At 70.8% G+C, this 18,563-nt stretch carries 18 protein-coding genes and 1 pseudogene; 10 read left to right on the top strand and 9 right to left on the bottom strand.

Going from position 1 to position 18,563, the window contains the following annotated elements; translation table 11 throughout:
• Both AB0C27_RS28735 and AB0C27_RS28730 read left to right on the top strand, forming a co-directional pair.
• Complete coding sequence (locus AB0C27_RS28735; RefSeq protein WP_357849622.1) at positions 1-594, top strand: hypothetical protein; 594 nt, start codon at positions 1-3, stop codon at positions 592-594.
• 355 nt (positions 595-949) lie between these two features.
• Positions 950-1,420 carry an OsmC family protein gene (locus AB0C27_RS28730; RefSeq protein ID WP_357849619.1) on the top strand — a complete coding sequence of 157 codons (471 nt, stop codon included), beginning with the start codon at positions 950-952 and terminating at the stop codon, positions 1,418-1,420.
• A gap of 142 nt (positions 1,421-1,562) precedes the next feature.
• On the opposite strand, the gene AB0C27_RS28725 is transcribed toward AB0C27_RS28730, so the two are convergent.
• Positions 1,563-2,162, bottom strand: coding sequence for an XRE family transcriptional regulator (locus AB0C27_RS28725; protein ID WP_357849617.1), 600 nt, complete (start codon positions 2,160-2,162; stop codon positions 1,563-1,565).
• A gap of 173 nt (positions 2,163-2,335) precedes the next feature.
• Here AB0C27_RS28725 and AB0C27_RS28720 point away from each other — a divergent pair, with 173 nt between their 5' ends.
• The 6 genes from AB0C27_RS28720 (at position 2,336) to AB0C27_RS28695 (ending at position 7,025) form a co-directional block, all read left to right on the top strand.
• Positions 2,336-2,962, top strand: coding sequence for a class I SAM-dependent methyltransferase (locus AB0C27_RS28720; RefSeq protein WP_357849614.1), 627 nt, complete (start codon positions 2,336-2,338; stop codon positions 2,960-2,962).
• A gap of 105 nt (positions 2,963-3,067) precedes the next feature.
• Positions 3,068-3,553, top strand: a complete 486-nt coding sequence (locus AB0C27_RS28715) for a DinB family protein (protein WP_357849611.1) — start codon at positions 3,068-3,070, stop codon at positions 3,551-3,553.
• Between the two features lie 52 nt (positions 3,554-3,605).
• Positions 3,606-4,142: a hypothetical protein gene (locus AB0C27_RS28710; RefSeq protein WP_357849607.1), complete on the top strand. Its 537-nt coding sequence runs from the start codon at positions 3,606-3,608 to the stop codon at positions 4,140-4,142.
• A gap of 159 nt (positions 4,143-4,301) precedes the next feature.
• Positions 4,302-5,138 (top strand): alpha/beta hydrolase, encoded by an 837-nt coding sequence (locus AB0C27_RS28705; RefSeq protein ID WP_357849604.1) that lies wholly within the window; start codon positions 4,302-4,304, stop codon positions 5,136-5,138.
• Positions 5,139-5,235: 97 nt separating this feature from the next.
• Positions 5,236-5,883 carry a PadR family transcriptional regulator gene (locus AB0C27_RS28700; protein ID WP_357849601.1) on the top strand — a complete coding sequence of 216 codons (648 nt, stop codon included), beginning with the start codon at positions 5,236-5,238 and terminating at the stop codon, positions 5,881-5,883.
• A gap of 170 nt (positions 5,884-6,053) precedes the next feature.
• Positions 6,054-7,025, top strand: a complete 972-nt coding sequence (locus AB0C27_RS28695; protein ID WP_357849598.1) for an alpha/beta hydrolase — start codon at positions 6,054-6,056, stop codon at positions 7,023-7,025.
• Here the strand turns inward: AB0C27_RS28695 and AB0C27_RS28690 are convergent.
• From AB0C27_RS28690 to AB0C27_RS28670, 5 genes are all read right to left on the bottom strand, one after another.
• On the bottom strand, positions 7,012-8,613 hold the full coding sequence (locus AB0C27_RS28690; RefSeq protein ID WP_357849595.1) for a penicillin-binding transpeptidase domain-containing protein: 1,602 nt from the start codon (positions 8,611-8,613) through the stop codon (positions 7,012-7,014). The genes AB0C27_RS28695 and AB0C27_RS28690 overlap by 14 nt on opposite strands.
• 49 nt (positions 8,614-8,662) lie before the next feature.
• Entirely contained in the window at positions 8,663-9,322 is a 660-nt protein-coding gene (locus AB0C27_RS28685) for a lysophospholipid acyltransferase family protein (RefSeq protein WP_357849592.1), read from the bottom strand.
• 377 nt (positions 9,323-9,699) lie between these two features.
• Entirely contained in the window at positions 9,700-10,296 is a 597-nt protein-coding gene (locus AB0C27_RS28680; protein WP_357849589.1) for a CoA pyrophosphatase, read from the bottom strand.
• A 47-nt stretch (positions 10,297-10,343) separates the two neighbouring features.
• Entirely contained in the window at positions 10,344-10,628 is a 285-nt protein-coding gene (locus AB0C27_RS28675) for a hypothetical protein (protein ID WP_357849586.1), read from the bottom strand.
• 84 nt (positions 10,629-10,712) lie between these two features.
• A complete protein-coding gene (locus AB0C27_RS28670; RefSeq protein WP_357849584.1) occupies positions 10,713-12,704 on the bottom strand; it encodes an ATP-binding domain-containing protein in 1,992 nt (663 codons plus the stop codon).
• A 66-nt stretch (positions 12,705-12,770) separates the two neighbouring features.
• Between AB0C27_RS28670 and AB0C27_RS28665 the strand changes: the two genes are divergently transcribed.
• On the top strand, positions 12,771-13,373 hold the full coding sequence (locus AB0C27_RS28665) for a helix-turn-helix domain-containing protein (protein WP_357849580.1): 603 nt from the start codon (positions 12,771-12,773) through the stop codon (positions 13,371-13,373).
• 219 nt (positions 13,374-13,592) lie between these two features.
• Positions 13,593-15,287, top strand: a complete 1,695-nt coding sequence (locus tag AB0C27_RS28660; protein ID WP_357849577.1) for a SulP family inorganic anion transporter — start codon at positions 13,593-13,595, stop codon at positions 15,285-15,287.
• A gap of 65 nt (positions 15,288-15,352) precedes the next feature.
• Here AB0C27_RS28660 and AB0C27_RS28655 read toward each other — a convergent pair whose 3' ends face one another.
• From AB0C27_RS28655 to AB0C27_RS28645, 3 genes and pseudogenes are all read right to left on the bottom strand, one after another.
• Entirely contained in the window at positions 15,353-17,008 is a 1,656-nt protein-coding gene (locus tag AB0C27_RS28655; protein WP_357849573.1) for an acetolactate synthase large subunit, read from the bottom strand.
• Between the two features lie 401 nt (positions 17,009-17,409).
• Positions 17,410-17,586, bottom strand: coding sequence for a hypothetical protein (locus AB0C27_RS28650; protein WP_357849570.1), 177 nt, complete (start codon positions 17,584-17,586; stop codon positions 17,410-17,412).
• Positions 17,587-18,045: 459 nt separating this feature from the next.
• A pseudogene (locus tag AB0C27_RS28645) lies at positions 18,046-18,243 on the bottom strand (helix-turn-helix transcriptional regulator); the annotation flags it as partial.
• Between the last annotated feature and the right edge of the window lie 320 nt (positions 18,244-18,563).

Raw genomic sequence — 18,563 nt, 5'->3', positions numbered from 1 at the left:
GTGCTTGATCACTACCGCGCTCTCTTCAAACGGCACCAGTGGCTCACGGACGGCGCCTGCTGGACGGTGGTGCAGCCCTTCGACGACGAGATGACGCCGGACGACCTCCTGTGGCGGATGAACGGAGGGCGCGACCCGGAGGAACTCACCGTGGACCACCCCATGGAGCTGGCTCTGAACGAGGACCTCACCCTGCTCTTCGTCTTCGAGGGCGACGGCGGGTACGGGTTCCTGGAGTGCACGTACGGCGACCCGCCGTCCGACGAACTGCTGCGCACGCTCAGCGAGGACGCCCGCGTGTGGACCACGTCATGGCAGGTCAACGGCACATCGACGATCCGTTGCGCGGCCGGCGGCAGGATCCAGGCGTCGATCTGGAACTACGTTCTCGGCGAACGGATCGACGAAGAGCCCGCGCCGGACGTCTTCGCCGACTTCCACGTCATGCTCGACGCCCTCGACCGCGAGGACTTCGACGGCAGACGCGCCACGGCGCTCGCCTTCATCGAGGCAGCCACCGGGGTCGGCATCGAGATCGACTGGCTGGACGGCGAGCAGACGACAGTGACCGTCCTCGACAATCCGGTCAGCTAGTCGGAGCTACGGGGTCCGCTGATCGGGCAGACCCGGTGCCTGGTGGCCGCTGGCGAGTGAGTACTTTCGTCCGCTGGACCGATGCCCGAGCCCTGGGGTCAGACCGTGCCCTCACCGGTGGTCAGGGGTCTTGGCCGCTGATGGGATATCGTGCTCGACCCCTTGCCCGAACGGCGTCGTCAGCGGCAGTGCCCGGCCGCGGAGCAGGGCGTCCACAAGGGCCGGACGGGGCTGCAGCCGTGTACCCGATTGCTGGGCCGGCCGCGCTATGCCCGGCTGACAGGATGCCAGGCCCGTTTCGCTAACGTGATCTGGAGCCCCACCAGGGGGACCCAGACAGTGAGGAAGATCGTCGATGAGCCGCCAGCATACGTACCAGACCGTCGTGACCTGGACCGGCGACAAAGGCACGGGCACCAGCGGCTACCGCGACTACGGCCGCGAGCACGAGCTGTCGGCCGAGGGCCCGCCCACCATCCCGGGCAGCGCTGACCCCGCCTTCCGTGGCGACCCGGCCCGCTGGAACCCCGAGCAGTTGCTGCTCGGCTCGCTCTCCCAGTGCCACATGCTCTGGTACCTGCACAAGTGCGCCATGGCCGGGGTGGTCGTCACCGCGTACGCCGACACAGCGACCGGCACGATGGCCGAGACCGCGGACGGCGGCCACTTCACCGAGGTGGTGCTCCACCCGATGGTCACGGTGGCCGCGCCCGAGATGACCGAAACCGCCCTCGCGCTGCACGCCGACGCCCACAAGTCCTGCTACATTGCCGCCTCGGTCAACTTCCCGGTCCGCCACGAGCCGACCGTCCAAACGGCCGCCTGACCGCGGTCTGGGCCAGGCGACGACCTGGCCTGAGCCGCTCGTTCTCGCGCCGCCGTCTCGCCCGCCGCCTTCGCCGCGTCTCGTTCCGGCGGTGTCTGGTTCCGCCGTGCCCGGTTTCGGCTGCGTCCGGTTCCCGCCGCGTCTAGCTCTCGTCGTGGGACGACTGCCGAGGCCGGGCGCGTACGTGCGCGCGTACCCCTTGCAGGCCGAACAGGACCAGCAGCTCCACCGCGCCGCCGTCCGCGCTCCCCAGCCAGTGCGGCAGCGACGTGTCGAACTCGGCGATCTCGCCAGCCGTCATCGTCAGGTCGCGCTCGCCGAGCACCAGCCGCAGGTGGCCGTTGAGCACGTACAGCCATTCGAAGCCCTCGTGCGTCTGCGGCGTCGGTTCGAGCGGTTCGGGGCGGGCGGGGATGATCATCTTGAACGCCTGCGTGCTGCCGGGTCGCCGGGACAGCGGAACGAAGATCATCCCGTACTGCCGGATCGGCTTCAGATGGATCCGGGGGTCACCCGTGCGCGGGGCGCCGACGAGGTCGTCCAGCGGGACGTCGTAGGTGCGGGCCAGCGGCAGCAGCAACTCCAGCGTCGCCCGGCGCTGCCCACTCTCCAGCCGGGACAGCGTGCTCTCCGAGACTCCCGTCGTCGCCGCAAGGTCGGCCAGGGTGATCCCGCGCGCACGGCGCAGCGCCCGCAGCCGCGGCCCCACCGCGCCGAGCACCTCCTCCGTCGCGCCGTCCACGAGGCCATCTTGCCAGAACCGCAAGAACGCGTGCCAGATCGGGCAGGTCTGGGGAGACTGAGCGAGTTCCGATCTGAGGCGCCTTACGGCCTGACACGCGTTCCGGCCTGGGGCGGCATTCGGATCGTGAACGTCCTGATGAGCGCAGCCACCCGGCAGCAGAGGGAGTTTCGATGAGCACCACCGACATGACCACGTTCTGGGACGGCTTCTACGCGGCCCGGCCCGCGGCCACCGCCCCGCGCCCGAACGACCGCCTCGCCGAGACGGTCGCCGATCTGCCGCCCGGCGACGCGCTGGACCTCGGCTGTGGCGACGGCGGTGACGCGCTGTGGCTCGCCCGCCAGGGGTGGCACGTCACCGCCGTCGACATCTCGGCCGTCGCGGTCGAGCGGCTCGCCGGCCTCGCCCGCTCATCCGGCCTGGACGACCGGATCGTCACGGAACGGCATGCCTTGCACGAGTCGTTCCCGCAGGGCGAGTTCGACCTGATCTGCGCCCACTACCTGCACACCCCGTTCGACGTGGACCGCCCGGCCATCCTGCGTACGGCTGCGCACGCGCTGCGTACGGGCGGGCGATTGCTGGTGGTCGATCACGGTTCGAGCATGCCGTGGTCATGGAAGCAAGACCCCGACGCTCACTATCCGTCCCCGCAGGAGATCGCCGCAGGCATCGGCCTGGACCCGGCGGCGTGGACGGTCGAGCGCGCCGACGCGCCCCGCCGAATCGCGACCGGACCCGGCGGCCGCACCGCCGAGGTCACCGACCACGTCCTCCTCATCCGCCGCACAGCTTGACCATCCACATGTCGGTCCGAGTCCGACCATGTGCCGGTCCGAGCTCGCGACGACCCCGCACGGCCTGGCCCGCGCCGGAGCCGTTCCCGTACGAAGGGGATCACCATGCCCACCGCCTCCCGCCGCCGCGACACTCCGCCACCCCGTACCGGAGGCACCGAGATCGAGGTCCTGCGCGGCTTCCTCGACTACCTGCGCGCGTCGATCGCCGCGAAGGTCGACGGCGCCCCTGAACCCCAGGTCCGCACCCCCGCCGTACCCTCCGGTACGAACCTGCTCGGCCTGCTCAACCACCTCACCTTCGTCGAACGCGCCACCTTCCTCGGGGAGGAGGTCACCGGCTGGCAGGCGACGTTCCACGCCGTGCCGGCGGACAGCGTCGCCGACGTCGTCGGCCGCTACCGGGAGACGGTCGAGCGCGCGAACGACGTCCTCGACGGCTGCACCGACCTCGGCGCCCCGCTGCCCAGGCCGGGCCGTCCGGGGCCGAGCGTCCGCTGGGCGCTCACCCACCTGATCGAGGAGACCGGCCGCCACGCCGGCCACGCGGACATCCTGCGCGAACTGATCGACGGCGCGACCGGCCGCTGACCGACCCCAGCAGCATTTCCAGACCGGAAGTCCGAGGTCTCAAGCAGCGGTCGTGGCGTTGCTCTTCCTGAGCGCCGTCCGCCAGGCCGGCCCGCTGAAATCCGGCCCAATCGCTGTTCTTCCCGCATGGCATACTCCCTTTCCGTCTGACGATCACTTCCGAGAGGCGGGAAATATGCGAGCAGTCTTATGGCGATTAGCCGCTGCTGTGTCAGCTCTGTTGCCGACGATGTATTCCCCGTGCGGCTGGGCCAGGACGACACCAGGTTCCTGCGACATCGCGAACCCGGACGCCGGCCTGGGGATCGGCGCGCTCGCCTCGATGATCGTGCGCGGGAATTCGCCGGTGTTCTGGCTGACGGTCATCGAGTCCGCGCTGCTGCTGTTCGCCTTTCCCGCACTGCTGGTGGCGCTGACGGGAAAATGGCGCGGACGGCGGTTCGCTCGCGCCGTGACCGCATTTCTGGTCGCCGGTGGATGCGTCAACGTCCTGGCGAACGCTTTCGGCAGGGTGCTGGGCAGCGAGCGTTTCCTGGTCGTCGTTTTCGACGCGCTTCCCGTGAACGGCCGGGACCTCCCGTCCATCTGACTCGGCCTCTCACTTCTGGCCGCCGCTTATGCCGTACGCCGAGCCGCCAGGGAACCAGGCGAAGCCGGTTCGTAACGCCGAGCGCGTGCATGCGCAGCGGTTGCCTGATCCTTGCCCGTGCATGGGACGGGGTGGGAAATGTCAGGACGGGGGGTTCTGATGGACGTGAAACACCAGCGGGCGGAGACCAACGGGGTCCGGCTGCACTACGTCACCGCCGGTTCCGGGCCGGCCGTTCTGTGCCTGCACGGCTGGCCGGAGACGCACCGCGAGTACCTGGTCGTCATCGAGCGGCTGGGCCACAAGTACCGTTTCATCGTCCCGGACCTGCGGGGTTTCGCCGACAGCGACAAGCCGTTCAGCGGCTACGACCCCATGACGATCGCGGCCGACCTGCTGGGCCTGGCCGACGCCGAGCACGCGGAGCGTTTCCACATCCTGAGCCATGACCTCGGCGGGCCGGCTTCCGTCGCCCTCGCCTATCTGGCGGCCGATCGTGCCCTGTCGCTGTCGGCGATCGAGACGCCGTTCTTCGGCCTCGATTACCCGGGCTACGTGGATCCCCGCGTGGCGTACTGGCACCTCGTCCTGCACATGAACATGGACGTCACCCGCTTCCTCGTCGAGGGCCGCGAGGAGCAGTACCTGCGGCACTTCTTCCGCGATTTCGCCTACGACCCGACCGCGATGCCCGAATCGGAGATCCAGGCGTACGTGACGCAGATGCGCCAGCCCGGCAACCTGCGCGCGAGTCTCAACCTGTACGGCTCCATACCGGAGGCGGCCGAGCAGACGAAGCGGCTGACGACCGACAAACTCACCGTGCCGATGATGGCGTGGGGCGGCCGGTCGTCGTTCGGCGCCCACTGTGTCGACAGCGCCAGGGCCATCGCGGCGAACGCGTACGGCGGCGTCATCGAGCAGTGCGGTCACTGGGTGTTCCAGGAGCGGACCGACTTCATCTGCGCGGAACTCGACCGGTTCTGGTCCGGCTGAAGGCGCCGGAATCGCAGAGCCACGAACAACCCTTGCCGGCCGAATACTCGCCGCCGTATACTCGCACACGAGTATACGGAGTAAGGGAAGGTGCGGCATGGCCAAACGGCGCCCGGTGAGTAACCTGCTGGCTCTGGCCGTGCTCACCGTCGCCGTCCAGCGCCCGATGCACCCGTACGAGATGGCCTCCATCCTGCGTGCCCGTGGCAAGGACCAGGACATGCCCATCAAATGGGGCACCCTCTACACGGTCGTCCGCAACCTCGACAAACACGGCCTGCTGGAGGCGGTCGAGAGCGGACGGCAGGGCGCCCGTCCCGAGCGGACCGTCTACCGCGTCACCGAGGCGGGCCGCCGGGAGGCCGAGGACTGGACCCGCGAGCTGCTGTCCACCCCCAAGCGGGAGCCGTCCTCGTTCGAGGCCGGCCTGTCGGTGATGGGCGGATTGACCCCCGACGAGGTGACGGAGCTGCTGCGGCGCCGGCTCGGGTCGCTGGAGGAGCGGATCGAGGCCGACCGGCGGGCGCTGGAGGAGCAGCGGGGCGAGTTGCCCAGGTTGTTCCTCGTCGAGTCCGAGTACGCGCTGGCGATGCTGGAGGCGCAGGCCGGCTGGGTGCGTTCGCTGCTGGTGGAGCTGGCCGAAGGCACTTTCCCCGGCCTGGACGCCTGGCGCGACTTTCACCGGACCGGCCGCATGCCGCCCGGCCTCGCCGAACTCGCGGAAAGGGGAGCGACAGAAGAGTGAAAAAGCCCGGCGGAGGTGCGGCAACACCACCGCCGGGAGACCTCGCCGACCGAAAGACCCGCGAAGCGGAGCCCCGGCCCACGAGATGGCAGATCCCACGATAGCCGGGCTTCCTTCGCGTGCAGACCGTACGGACCTTCCGTACGGAAACGAGAAACGATGGGAGCCCCATGACCACGACCACCATCGGCACCGTCACGTCCGCCGACGGCACCGAGATCGCCTACCACGAGGTCGGGCACGGCCCCGGCCTGGTGATCCTGCACGGCGCCATGCAGACAGGACACAGCCAGATCGAGCTGGCCCAGGCCCTGTCCGACGCCTTCACCTGCTACCTCCCCGACCGCCGAGGGCGGGGCCGCAGCGGCCCGGCCGGCCCCGATTACGGCCTGCGGAGCGAGATCGAGGACCTGGAGGCGCTGCTCGACGCCACGCAAGCGCCGTACGTGGCCGGCGTCAGCTCAGGCGCGATCATCACGCTGCGCACCCTGCTCGAACGTTCGGACATACGCAAGGCCGTCGTCTTCGAGCCCCCGCTGTTCGAGGACGCGAACGCTTTCCCGTCAGACTGCCTGCCGCGCCTGGACCGCGAGCTGGCCGCAGGCAAGACCGCGGCCGCGCTCGTCACCGGCATGAAGGCCGCCCGGCTGGGCCCGCCGATCTTCCAGGCCCTGCCCCGTCCGGTGCTGGAGCTGCTCACCACCCTGATGCTGAAGCGTCAGGACGGGCAGTCGTTCGGGCAGCTGGCGCCGACGCTGCGCCAGGACCTGGAGCTGGCCGCGCGGGCCGCAGGAGACCTGGCGGTGTACCGTCCGGTACGGGCCGAGGTGCTGCTGCTCGGCGGCACCAGAAGCCCCGCCTACCTGCGTTCGGCACTCGCGGGGCTGGAGCGGGTCCTGCCGCGCGCCCGCCGCGTGCTGATGGAGGGCCTCGACCACAGCGCCACCTCCAACGCCGCCCAGCGCGGCCACCCCGACCGGGTGGCCACCGAAATCCGCCGCTTCCTCCTGAAAGCCGCAAATCCGGACGCCGCCAACCCGGACGCAAACGACCCAGGTGCCGCAAAACCGAACGCCACCGCTCCGGATGCCGCAAACCTGGACGCCGCCGACCCGGAGGGCTCCAGCCTCACAGATGCTTGAGGAACGTGGCCGCCACCGGGGCGGCGACGGCCCCGCCGCCGCCCCCGCCCTCCACGACCACGGCGAACGCCACATCCCCCTTGAACCCCATGAACCAGGCGTGCGACTCCAGCTTCTCGCCGGTCCCGTACTCCGCCGTCCCCGTCTTGCCGTGAGTGCCCGCGGGCAGCCCCGCCGACTTGGCGGTGCCCTTGGTGACCACGGCCGACATCATCGTGTGCAGCCCGGACTTCACCCCGTCGGGCAGCTCGCGTTCGGTGGCCTTCTGCTTGATCGAGGGCACCAGTGTCGGCGGACGCCAGGTGCCGTCGGCGATGGCCGCGGCGACGGAGGCCATCGTCAGCGGGCTGGCCGTGATCCTGGCCTGCCCGAACGCCTCGGCGGCCAGCTCGGCGTCCGACGTGGCCTTGGGGAAGCTGGGTTTGGCGGCGGGCACGCCGATGTTGAGCGGCTGGTTGAAGCCGACGCTTTCGGCAGCTTCGAGCAGCTTGTCGGTCCCCAGCTTCTGCTCGGCCAGCGGCGCGAAGGTCGTGTTGCACGAGTGGGCGAAGGAGTCGAGGAACGACAGGCTGCCGAACTCCTCCTTGTCGGAGTTGCGGATCTTGAGCCCGCCGACGTTGGCGTACATGGGGCAGGTCACCTTGTCCTCGGGTGACATCCCGGCCGCCAGCAGCCCGATCGCGGTGACCGCCTTGAACGTCGAGCCCGGCGGGTAGCGGCCGTCGAGCGCCCGGTTGAACCCGCCCACGTTGTTGACCACGGTCAGGATCCCGCCCGTCGAAGCCCGGATCGCGACCAGCGAGGCGGGCTTCTTGACGGTCTTGATCGCGGTCACGGCGGCGGCCTGCGCCTCGGGGTCGAGCGTGGTCTCGACCGGCTCGCCCTCGGCGCCCTCGATGGTCTTCAGCGTCTTGTCGCCGAGCCGGATCTCGGTCGCGGGCCGGCCGGCCAGCCGCTTCTGGAAGGTCTCCTGCAACCCGCCGCGCCCCACCGCCTGCCCGACCTTGTAGGCCGAGCCCAGCTTGGCCACGTCCTTCTTGGTGGCCTTGTCGAGGTAGCCGACGAGCTGCTGTACCGACCCGCCGACCGTGCTGGTGTCGATGCGCTCGCCGGAGGCGTCGGTGATCTTGGCGCGGTCCGGCCAGCTGGTCTTGAGCGAGAACGCCGCTCCCTGCGTCATCGACGGGTGCAGCGTCGTGGGCTTCCAGTCGACCTTCCAGGTGCGGTCGGCCACCACCAGGCCGATCTCGCCCTCGTAGGTCCACTCGCCGAGGTTCTTCAGGTTGAGCGTGGCGGTGTAGGGGACGGTGGCGCGGTCGTCGCCCTCGGTGACCCGGCCCAGCTTGATCGCGGCCGACTCGACCGCGAGCGCGCTGCGCTGCTGGTCGTAGGCGCCCAGCTGCTGCGGCGTGGCCAGCTCGCGGGTCATGGCGCTCTTGTCGCCGGCCTGCCAGGCCGCGGCGAAGCGCTGCGCGGTCTCGGCCGGGGTGCCCCTGGTGTGCAGCACGTAGTACGCCCCGCCGGCCGCGGCCCCCACCGCGAGCACGGTGGCGCCGGAAACGATCGCGATGGTACGACCCCGTGCCACTGATCAGCCCCCTGTTTCCCGACCCCAGGCGTCCGAGCCCGGCGTCGTGCTATGACATGCCATTGGATGCCTTGTAACTGGCCGCGTAGGTCGGCACGTATTCCTGCCCCGACAGCCGCTGGATGGCCATCATGATCTCGTCGGTCACCCGCCGCCGGTCGCGCGCCTTGGTGTGGTCGCCCTCGAACCGCATCGGCGCCCCGATCGTGATGCCGATGGGGGCGGGCCTGGGCACCTTCGCGCCCACGGGCAGCACCTTCTCGGTGCCGCTGAGCGCCACCGGCAGCACCGGCGCGCCGGTCTTCAGCGCCAGCCAGGCCACCCCGATCTTGCCACGATAGAGGCGGCCGTCGGGGGAGCGGGTGCCCTCCGGGTGGATGCCGAACAGCTCACCCCGCTCCAGCAGCGCGGCGGCGTCGTCGAGCATGGCCTGCGCGGCGTGCGCGCTCTCGCGGTCGATCGGCAGGCTGCCGCCCAGCCGCATGAAGAAGCCGGAGACGGGGTTGCCGGAGAAGTACTCGTTCTTGGCCGTGAACGTCACGTGGCGGGGCAGCAGCGCGGGCAGCAGGAACGAGTCGAGGATCGAGAGGTGGTTGACGGCCAGGATCGCGGGGCCGGTCCGCGGCACGTGCGCCGCGCCGGAGATGTGCGGACGGCACATCGCGTTGGCGAGCGGCGCGGAGGCGAACTTGACCACTTCGTACAGCAACGAGCTCTCCTGATCATCGGGCGGGCGGCCACCCCACAATAAAGCAGGCGTCCCGCCGGTGCGGCGGGACGCCTGGGAAAGCTTTTAGGCCGATGTGGCGGTCGCCTCCTCGGCGAGGTGCACAACACGGCTCCAGCCGAACGGTATTCCGTGAAGGCGGTAATTTGCGGCCCGGGGGACACAGACCACATCGGCAATCTTGAGTTAAGCACACCGTCCGGCAGGAAAGGTAATCGCGGCTTCCGCTTTGAGCGTGGTTTCGACAGGTCGCGGGCCCTCAGGCCCTCGCTCCAGGCGGCTGAGCCGAGCATCAGGCCCTCGCTCCAGTGCGGCTGAGCCGCGCATCAGGCCCCCTGCCCAGTACGGCTGGGCCACCCTCAGGTCCTGGTCCAGTGGGGCTGGGCCACGTCGAAGACCCGCTGCTCGCGCCCCCGCAACGCCACCTCGGCGAACTGCCACAGGATCGCCCCCGTCGGCGCGTGGATCACGATGGAGGGCCCCAGCGGCATCTGCAGCAGCTTCCCCTTCCAGCGCGGCACCCCCGGCGCCAGGAAGCGTTCCAGCGGCACCGCGTGCACCGAGGCCACCTCGCGCGGATCGGGCACCGGCTCCTGCCGGCCGCCGAACGCCACCACCGGCGTGATCACGAACCCCGAGTCGGTGACGAAGTCGTCGAGCAGCCCGGCCACCTCGACGCCGGTGACGCCGGTCTCCTCGGCCAGCTCGCGCAGCGCCGCCGCCACGGGCTGCTCGCCGTCGTCGGCCCGCCCGCCGGGCAGCGCCCACTGCCCGGGGTTGCGGCCCCTGGCGGCGCGCCTGATCACGATGACGTACGGGCCGCCTCCGGCGTCCTCCAGCACGCACACGGTGACGGCGGCGCGGCGCACGCCCCCGGCCGGCGGGACCTGCCGGCGGTCGAAGGCGGACAACCGGGCGGTGACCTGCTCGCGCAGCGCGTCGATGGGCGAAAGCACCCCTCAAGGATCGCACGGGGCCGCACGGACGGCCCTGGAGCCGTACGTCAGCGCGGGACCAGCAGGATGCTGAGCATCGTCCCGGCCAGCATGGCCGCGCCCGCGGCGATGGCCGCCCAGCGGCCCAGGGGCTCGCCGCGGGTGTGGCCGACGATGCCCAGCACGACGCCCGCCAGGCCGAACAGCACCGGGACGTACAGGACGGCCACCACGGCGCAGACGAACCCGATGATCGACAGGACCTGGTCGCTCACCCGAGGCCGGCGCGCGGGAGCCGGCGGTGGCGGCCGGCCGGGATCGTCGCCTGGGGGCGGGTCCTGCGAAGCGGTCACGGGCGGCTCCTTCCTGAGGGTGAACCACATCACACACCGAACGGCAGGCCCTGTCGAGCCACGCGTACCCGGCATCTGCCCATTTCAGGCGGCTGCCGCGGGCAGGGCGAGCTCCGGCGGCAGCGGCCGGGCGTGCACGACGTCGAGGCGGGAGACGGCACGGGTGAGGGCCACGTACAGGCGGTTGAGTCCGCGCCGCTCCGCCTCGGCGATGGCGGCCGGCTCGGCCAGGACGACGTGGTCGTACTCCAGGCCCTTGCACAGCGAGGCGGGCACGACGCTGAGCCGGCCGCTCACGTCCAGGCCGTCGTTCCACAGCGCGGACGTCAGCGCCTCCACCTCGGCGTCGGCCGCGATCACCCCGACCGAGCCCTCGAACGTGAGCGCGTCGCGCACCGCCGCGACCACCCCCTCGCCCAGCCCGGCGGCGCGCGTCACCCGCAGCCGGCCGTCCGACCGGTACGAGCGCGTCGCCGGCACCTGCACCTCCAGCGCCGTCAGCAGCGTGTTGGCCAGCTCCACCACCGCCGCCGGCACCCGGAAGCCGGTCGTGAGCGCGATCACCTCGCCGTCCGGCTTGCCCAGCAGCTCCATGCGCGGCGCCCACGAGGTGGCGGCCCACGGCGTGGTGCCCTGCGCCAGGTCGCCCAGCACGGTCAGCGAGCCGTGTTCGCTGCGCCTGGCCACGGCCCGGCACTCCATGGGCGACAGGTCCTGGGCCTCGTCCACGATGACGTGCCCGTAGCCGCGCGGACGCTCGATCAGACCGGCGAGCTCGTCCAGCAGGACCAGGTCGGCCGCCGTCCACCGGGCGCTCTTGACGCCGCGGGGCGGCCTGGCCCAGGTGACGGCCGCGCGTTCGGCCTCGGTCAGCACGCCGCGCGCCGGGTCGGGGGCGTCGCCCGAGGGGCCGCGCAGCACCTCGTACAGGATCTCCTGCGGTTTGACGGCGGGCCAGACGCCGTCCAGCCACGCGGTGACGCCGCGGCCGATCCGGCGCAGCCAGGCGGCGTTCGCCGTCGCGCCGCGCGACTCGGCCTGGCGGCGCACGGCCGCCACCACGCGGGCCCTGACGCGTTCGCGGCCGACGCCGTAGGGGAGGGACTCGCGCCGGGTGTCGTCCACGATGCGGCGCAGCTCGTCCTCGGGCACGCGCCAGCGGTAGGAGCCGTCGGCGATCGCGACCGGCTCGACCGGCTTGCGCACGCGGCCGTACAGGGCCCGGCGCAGCACCCGTGCCATGCGTACGTCGTGCTTGACCACGGCCGCCTCCTCCGTGTCCTCGGCCGTGACGGGGACCGTCGCGAGCAGCCGTTCCAGCGTGGTCTGCTCGACGTCCACCTCCCCGAGCGCGGGCAGGACGGCGGAGATGTAGCCGAGGAAGGCCCGGTTCGGGCCCAGCACCAGCACGCCGTCCCGGCCGAGGCGGCGGCGGTGCGCGTAGAGCAGGTAGGCGGCCCGGTGCAGGCCGACGGCGGTCTTGCCGGTGCCGGGCGCGCCCTGGACGCAGATCGAGGTGTCCAGCTCGGCGCGTACGAGATCGTCCTGCTCGGGCTGGATCGTGGCGACGATGTCGCGCATCGGGCCGACGCGGGGCCGCTCGATCTCGGCGGCGAGCAGCGTGCCCCCGCCCTCCTCGCCGCGCGCGAGCCGTTCGTCCTCGAAGCTCGTCAGCGTGCCGTCCGACCAGCCGAAACGCCGGCGTACGGCGACACCGAGGGGGTCGCGGGCGCTGGCCCGGTAGAACGCCCGCGCGACCGGCGCGCGCCAGTCGATCACCTCGGGCGGGCCGCCGCGCTCGCCGCTGATGTGCCGCCTGCCGATGTGGTACGCGCGCCCGCCGTGCTCGGCCGAGTCCGCGCCGAAGTCGAGCCGGCCGAAGAACGGCGGGCCGTCGGGCTCCACGCTCAGCTCCTTGGCCAGGCTCTTGAGGTGGCGTCCCAGGCGTTCGGCGCTGTAGCGGTCGCCGGCCACGGTCTCACCGACGATCACGTTGTCCCGTGCGCCGTCCAGCATCCTGCGCAGGCCGGCCCGGCAGCGTTCGACGTGCTCGCGCTCCTCGTCGAGCGTTCCCATCACACCTCCAAAAACGTTAACCGGGTTAATAGATTGACCAGGTTAACACTTTGATAGAGTGCGTCCATGACGGGACTGCGGGAGCTGCAGCGGCGGCGGGTGCACGAGTCGATCTCGGAGGCGGCCATCCGGCTGTTCCTGGAGCGCGGCTTCGACGAGGTGCCCGTGACGGAGATCGCGGCGGCGGCGGGAGTCTCGAAGCCGACGCTGTTCAAGTACTTCGCGTCCAAGGAGGACCTGGTCCTGCACCGCATCGCCGACCATCTCGGGGAGTCGGCCCGGGTGGTGCGCGAGCGGGAGTCCGGGCTGAGCCCGCTGGAGGCGCTGCTCCGCCACTTCCTCGACCGGCTGGCCGCGCACGACCCCGTCACGGGGCTCAACGACCATCCTGACGTGGTGGCGTACCACCGCCTGGTGTTCTCCACCGCGCCGAGCCTGCTGGCGCGGCTGCACCAGCACATGGCCCGCGACGAGGAGGCCCTGGCGGAGGCGCTGGAGGGATCCCATGACCGCCTGACCGCGGCACTGCTGGCCGGCCAGGTGATGGCCACGCAACGGGTGCTGGCCCGGCGCAACTGGTCGATGCTCGCCGACGGCCGCCCGATGGCCGAGGTGGAGCCGGAGGCGGTGCGCGCGGCCGGACGGGCCTTCGCGATGTTGTCCGCCTGACTTTACCCAGCGGGCGTTTTCACGCCTGGCGAACACCTTTCCCCGCCCAGTTTGGCCAGGTGAGACGGGGTGCAGTTGATACGCTGACGATCTCTTCACCAATTGCAAAGTTATGCAATTGGGGACAAGGTGGGGTTGTCTTTACCCAGAAGGAGTGATCATGGGCGAACCTTTCATGCGTGCATGCAGTCACAGGATCGGCTCGAACGGTGACACAACGTGAGTGCGGTGCTCGCCGCGAGCTGGGGCCGCTTCCGAAGCGTGCTGCCCGAACGCGCCGCGCTGGCCGCCATGCGCGACCGTCCCAGTGACGACCTGCTGGCCGGCCTCACGGTGGCGATCGTCGCCCTGCCGCTGGCGCTCGGCTTCGGCATCTCCTCCGGCCTCGGCGCCACCTCCGGCCTGGCCACCGCCGTGGTCGCCGGAGCGCTCGCCGCGCTGTTCGGCGGCTCGGCCCTGCAGGTGTCGGGCACCAGCGGCGCCATGACCGTCGTGCTCATGCCGATCATGAGCGCCCACGGCGCCACCGGCGTCCTGACCGTCGGCCTGCTCGCCGGGCTGCTCCTCGTCGGGCTGGCCCTGGCGCGCGCCGGCCGCTACATGGCCCTGGTGCCGGCGCCCGTCGTCGCCGGCTTCACCGTCGGCATGGCCGGCGTCATCGCGCTGCAGCAACTCCCGCACGCGCTCGGGGTCCCCGCCCACGACAGCGACAAAATCGCCGTCGTGGCCTGGCACGCCGTCATGGACTTCCTGTCCAGGCCGCACTGGTGGGCCATGTCCACCACGCTGACCGTCGCGGCGGTGCTGCTGGTGGTGGCGAGCGTACGGCCGGCGCTGCCGCTCTCGCTCGTCGTCGTGGCCGCCGTCACCCTCGTCGTGGAGCTGGCCGGGCTGCCGCTGGCCAGGATCGGCCACCTGCCCGCCGGGCTGCCCGCGCCGTCGCTGGCGTTCCTCGACCTCCAGGTGCTGCCGTCGCTGCTCGCCCCGGCCGTCGCCGTGGCCGCGCTGGCGGCGCTGGAGTCGCTCCTGTCGGCCGCCGTCGCCGACAACATGACCGGACACCACCGGCACGACCCCGACAGGGAGCTGTTCGGACAGGGCATCGCCAACCTCGTCACACCGATGTTCGGCGGCATGCCCGGCACCGGCGCCATCGTGCGCACCGCCGTCAACGTGCGCTCAGGCGCTCACTCCCGGCTCGCGGCGCTGGCCCACGCCCTGATCCTGGGCGCCATCGTCTACCTGGCCGCCGGCCTCGTCGCCAAGATCCCCCTCGCCGCGCTCGCCGGCGTGCTGCTGGCCACGGCCGTGCGGATGGTGGAGATGGACGCCGTACGCGCCATGTTCCGCAGCACCCGCGGCGACGGCCTGGTGCTCGTCCTGACCGCCGTCGCCACCCTCACCCTCGACACCGTCCTGGCCGTCATCCTCGGCCTGGTGGTGGCCGGAGCGCTGGCGTTGCGGGCGATCGCCCGCAACGTCCGCCTCGATCAGGAGCCGCTGCGCCACGACCTGCAGCCGCAGCACACCGAGGACGAGCACGCGCTGCTCGCCGAGCACATCGTCACCTTCCGGCTCGACGGGCCGCTGTTCTTCGCCGCCGCCCACCGCTTCCTGCGGGAGCTGTCGGACGTGACCGGCGTGTCCGTCGTGGTGCTACGCCTGCGCCGCGTCACCACCATCGACGCCAGCGGCGCCCGCGCCCTGGGCGACGCCATCGCGCGCCTGGAGAAACGCGGGATCCTCGTGTACGTCTCCGGCATCCCCGACGACGGCCACCAGCCGCTGGAGGCACTCGGGGTGATCGCCCGGCTGGTCCAGGCCGGACAGGTGTTCGCCACCACGGGCGCGGCCATCGAAGCCGCCCGCGAACGGCTGCACGCCTCCGGCATCGTCCCCCGCCTGGCCGGCTGACCGGCTCGCGCGGCGCCGCACCGTCCGCGCCGCGCGGGCCACTCCAAAGGGGGCTCAGAAGGGGCTCAGAAGGGGCCGGTGAGCTCACCCAGCTTGTCGGTCAACTGCAGATTCGCGGAGTAGTCGACCGGCACCGCGACCACCGACACCACGTCATCGTCCAGCGCCTTACGCAACGTCGGCAGCAACTCGTCCGCGCTCGTGACCCGATACCCGCGTGCCCCGAAGCTCTCGGCGTACTTGACGAAGTCGGGGTTGCCGAAGGCCACCTGCGAATTGCGGCCGAGCTCCAGATCCATCTTCCACTCGATCAGCCCGTACGCGCCGTCCACCCACACCAGCACCACGAACGGGATCCGCTCGCGCACCGCCGTCTCCAGCTCCTGCGAGTTCATCAGGAACGCCCCGTCACCCGTCGCCGCCAGCACCTTGCGCCCGGGAAAGGCCAGCTTGGCGGCCAGCGCGCCCGGCACCGAGAACCCCATGGACGACAGCCCGTTGGAGACCAGCATCGTGTTGGGCTCGTAGGTGGGATACATGCGGGCCATCCACATCTTCACCGCGCCCGTGTCGGCCAGCACGATGTCCTCGCGCCCCATGGCCTCGCGGATGTCGGTCACCACCCGGCGCGGCGACAGCGGGAACCCGCCCTCCTCGCGCCCCTGCTCCAGCTCCTCCCGCAGCATGCGGCGGATCCGCTCCCCGGTCCCGTTCAGCTCGAAGCGCCGGTCCACGGCACCGGCCAGCGCGTCCAGCGAACGCGAGATGTCCCCCTGCACACCGACGGCGACCGGGTAATGGTCGTCCACCTCAGCCGGGAACTGATGCATATGAACGATCTTCTTGTCCCGCTTCGGGTTGATCTTGACCGGATCGAACTCCTGCAACTCGTACCCGACGGTGATGAGCACATCCGCCTCGTCGAACCCGAAGTTCACATAGTCGTGCCGCATGAACCCGACCGCGCCCAGCGCGTGCGGATGATCGTCCGGGAAGACGCCCTTGCCGTTGAACGTCGTCGCCACCGGCAGCCCGAGCCGCTCGGAGAAACGCACCAGCGCCTCGGAAGCCCCGGCCCGGCTGGCACCGTGCCCGGCCAGCACGATCGGCCGGCGAGCCCCCGCCAGCACCTCGGCCGCCCGAGCGATCTGCGAGGGAGACGGATCCTGCGGCCGCACCACGTTCACCGGCAGCGGCCGCAGCCCCTCCGGCAGCGGCGCCGACTCCACATCCTCCGGAATGGCCAGATAAACCGCGCCCGGCCGCTCGGTCTGCGCCGTCTTGAACGCCTTACGGATCAGCTCCGGCAACGCCTGCGCCGACGGCGCCAGCTCCGACCACTTCGTGATCGGCCGGAACAACGACACCAGATCCACCACCTGGTGCGACTCCTTGTAGATGCGATCGAGCCCGACCTGCGCCGTGATCGCCACGACCGGGGTGCTGTTGGTGGTGGCGTCGGCCACGCCCAACTGCAGATTGATCGCGCCAGGCCCGAGCGTGGCCGAGGCCACCCCCGCCTTACCGGTCAGCCTGCCGTACATCTCCGCCATGAACGCCGCGCCCTGCTCGTGACGTACGAGGACGTAGCGGATGGGGGAGTCGCTGAGCGCGTCGACGAAATGAATGTTCTCCTCGCCCGGGATGCCGAAGACGTACTCGACGCCTTCCGCCTCCAGAGCCTGCACGATGAGCCGGGCCGCACGGGCCTGCGCTGACATGCGAAACGCCTTCTTCCATGAACGACTGCTTCCCTGCAACCGCCGCGAGGTCGCCGTTCATTCCATAGTGCCACCGAGCTGCGGAAACCCTGTTGGCAGGCGTTGGCACTCATGTGCTGACGTCGGCTCTCAAACGGCCCACAGACGGCCCATGGATGGTCCGCGGACGGGGGCTCTCCCCTCCTGCGAGGGTTGTCGCACCAGCTGCACGAAGACATTGGAGGCACAGCAGAACGCCGCAGTGTGGCCGCTCTGTGGCCATTCCTTGACGAGGAGGTTGGCAACCTGGTCGAGTCGGCCTGGGGCGCGGTGTCGGAATTGCTCCCGGTCCGTTTCCCCAGACCGCTCGCCGAACCCGCCGTACCGATTTCTCGGTAACGGGCTCTCCACGGTGTCTGCCGTCAGGAGTGGCTGGGCAGTGTCCAGGGTGTGGGGATCTTGTTGCCTCGGTAGAGGTAGCGGGTGACCGGCACCGCTGCGAGGTTGAACAGTTCGATCCCGTGCGCTGAGGGCCGATGCCACCGGCCGGAGTGGTGGCGGGTGGTGTGGCTCGCGCGTGATGGCGGCAAGACTCCCATCCAGCTCCTTGGTGTCAGCGAGCAGGACATCACAGCCGCCGGCCTGCGAGTTATCGACTGGGATGTGCCGACACCGCTACCCAGGCTTACCGGACCCCGGCCGCGGCGTCGCCGACGGCCGTCGTAGCCCAAACTGCGCTGTCACTGCTCATCTCGTCCGTACCCGCTGACCGGCTCGGTCTCCCGGGACAGGAATGGCCATTGCTCCGTGCGGGGAGTCCTTGGTCTGCGTCCCAGACTGGTCAAGGCGGTATCCATGCGCTTCTGGCCTACCGCCCCTTTTCGTCTGTGCGGGAGAAGTAGGTCGTCTGCGGATCATGCGGCGGCGGTCCCGACGCAACGTGTGCTGCTCCTGATCACGCTCGGCCCCGACCGTGGGCTGCCCCGTTCCCGGACGGGCCGACTCTGCGCCGTCGTGCCCGGTCCTGGCAAGCCGGGCTTGCGGGAGGCGGTCCGGACCCGGCCCTGTTCCAGACGGCTGTAGTAGTCGGTGCTGATGCCGGCCAGGTGAGCCACTTCCTCGCGCCGCAGGCCGGCGACCCGGCGGAGATAGCCCGGTTCGGGCAGGCCATGGTCGGCGGCGGTGACCACCGCGCGCCGGGCGGTCAGGAAATCGGCCAGCGGCCCGCGCGGGGAGGAGATCGCACCACCGTCCATGTCAGCCCATGATGGCACTCCTGCGGCCACATTTCCTGGGAAAGATGTTCCCTGGAACGCCAGATCCTTCCAGGTCATCGCCTTCTCAGCGAGGGTGGGCGAAGAGGAAAGCCGGCTCCGCGGACACTGGAGGGGGCCGCGGGGCCAGCTTTCTTCTCCATTGACTCCGGTCCCGCTGCGCCATCGCATGGGTTCGAACCCCGCGGCCGTGCTGCAGGAGGCGGCCAGGAGGCGCATGCCCTTCCACGCGATGGGCGAACTGATGACCCTGCCCGACCGACGCGTGCAGGGCTTGTTCGGGAAGTTCAGAAATCAAGGCT

Source organism: Nonomuraea sp. NPDC048882, assembly GCF_040649755.1.
Lineage (GTDB): Bacteria > Actinomycetota > Actinomycetes > Streptosporangiales > Streptosporangiaceae > Nonomuraea > Nonomuraea maheshkhaliensis.
The sequence above is the reverse complement of the archived record's forward strand: the minus strand, read 5'-3'. Positions and strand labels throughout refer to the sequence as shown.

Bases quoted from the DNA above. Each gene is read 5' to 3' on its own strand.
- AB0C27_RS28715 (WP_357849611.1), top strand. From the start codon at position 3,068: ATGCCCACCGCCTCCCGCCGCCGCGACACTCCGCCACCCCGTACCGGA.
- AB0C27_RS28730 (WP_357849619.1), top strand. From the start codon at position 950: ATGAGCCGCCAGCATACGTACCAGACCGTCGTGACCTGGACCGGCGAC.
- AB0C27_RS28700 (WP_357849601.1), top strand. From the start codon at position 5,236: ATGGCCAAACGGCGCCCGGTGAGTAACCTGCTGGCTCTGGCCGTGCTC.
- AB0C27_RS28695 (WP_357849598.1), top strand. From the start codon at position 6,054: ATGACCACGACCACCATCGGCACCGTCACGTCCGCCGACGGCACCGAG.
- AB0C27_RS28655 (WP_357849573.1), bottom strand. From the start codon at position 17,008: ATGTCAGCGCAGGCCCGTGCGGCCCGGCTCATCGTGCAGGCTCTGGAG.
- AB0C27_RS28705 (WP_357849604.1), top strand. From the start codon at position 4,302: ATGGACGTGAAACACCAGCGGGCGGAGACCAACGGGGTCCGGCTGCAC.
- AB0C27_RS28665 (WP_357849580.1), top strand. From the start codon at position 12,771: ATGACGGGACTGCGGGAGCTGCAGCGGCGGCGGGTGCACGAGTCGATC.
- AB0C27_RS28670 (WP_357849584.1), bottom strand. From the start codon at position 12,704: ATGGGAACGCTCGACGAGGAGCGCGAGCACGTCGAACGCTGCCGGGCC.
- AB0C27_RS28650 (WP_357849570.1), bottom strand. From the start codon at position 17,586: ATGGGAGTCTTGCCGCCATCACGCGCGAGCCACACCACCCGCCACCAC.
- AB0C27_RS28720 (WP_357849614.1), top strand. From the start codon at position 2,336: ATGAGCACCACCGACATGACCACGTTCTGGGACGGCTTCTACGCGGCC.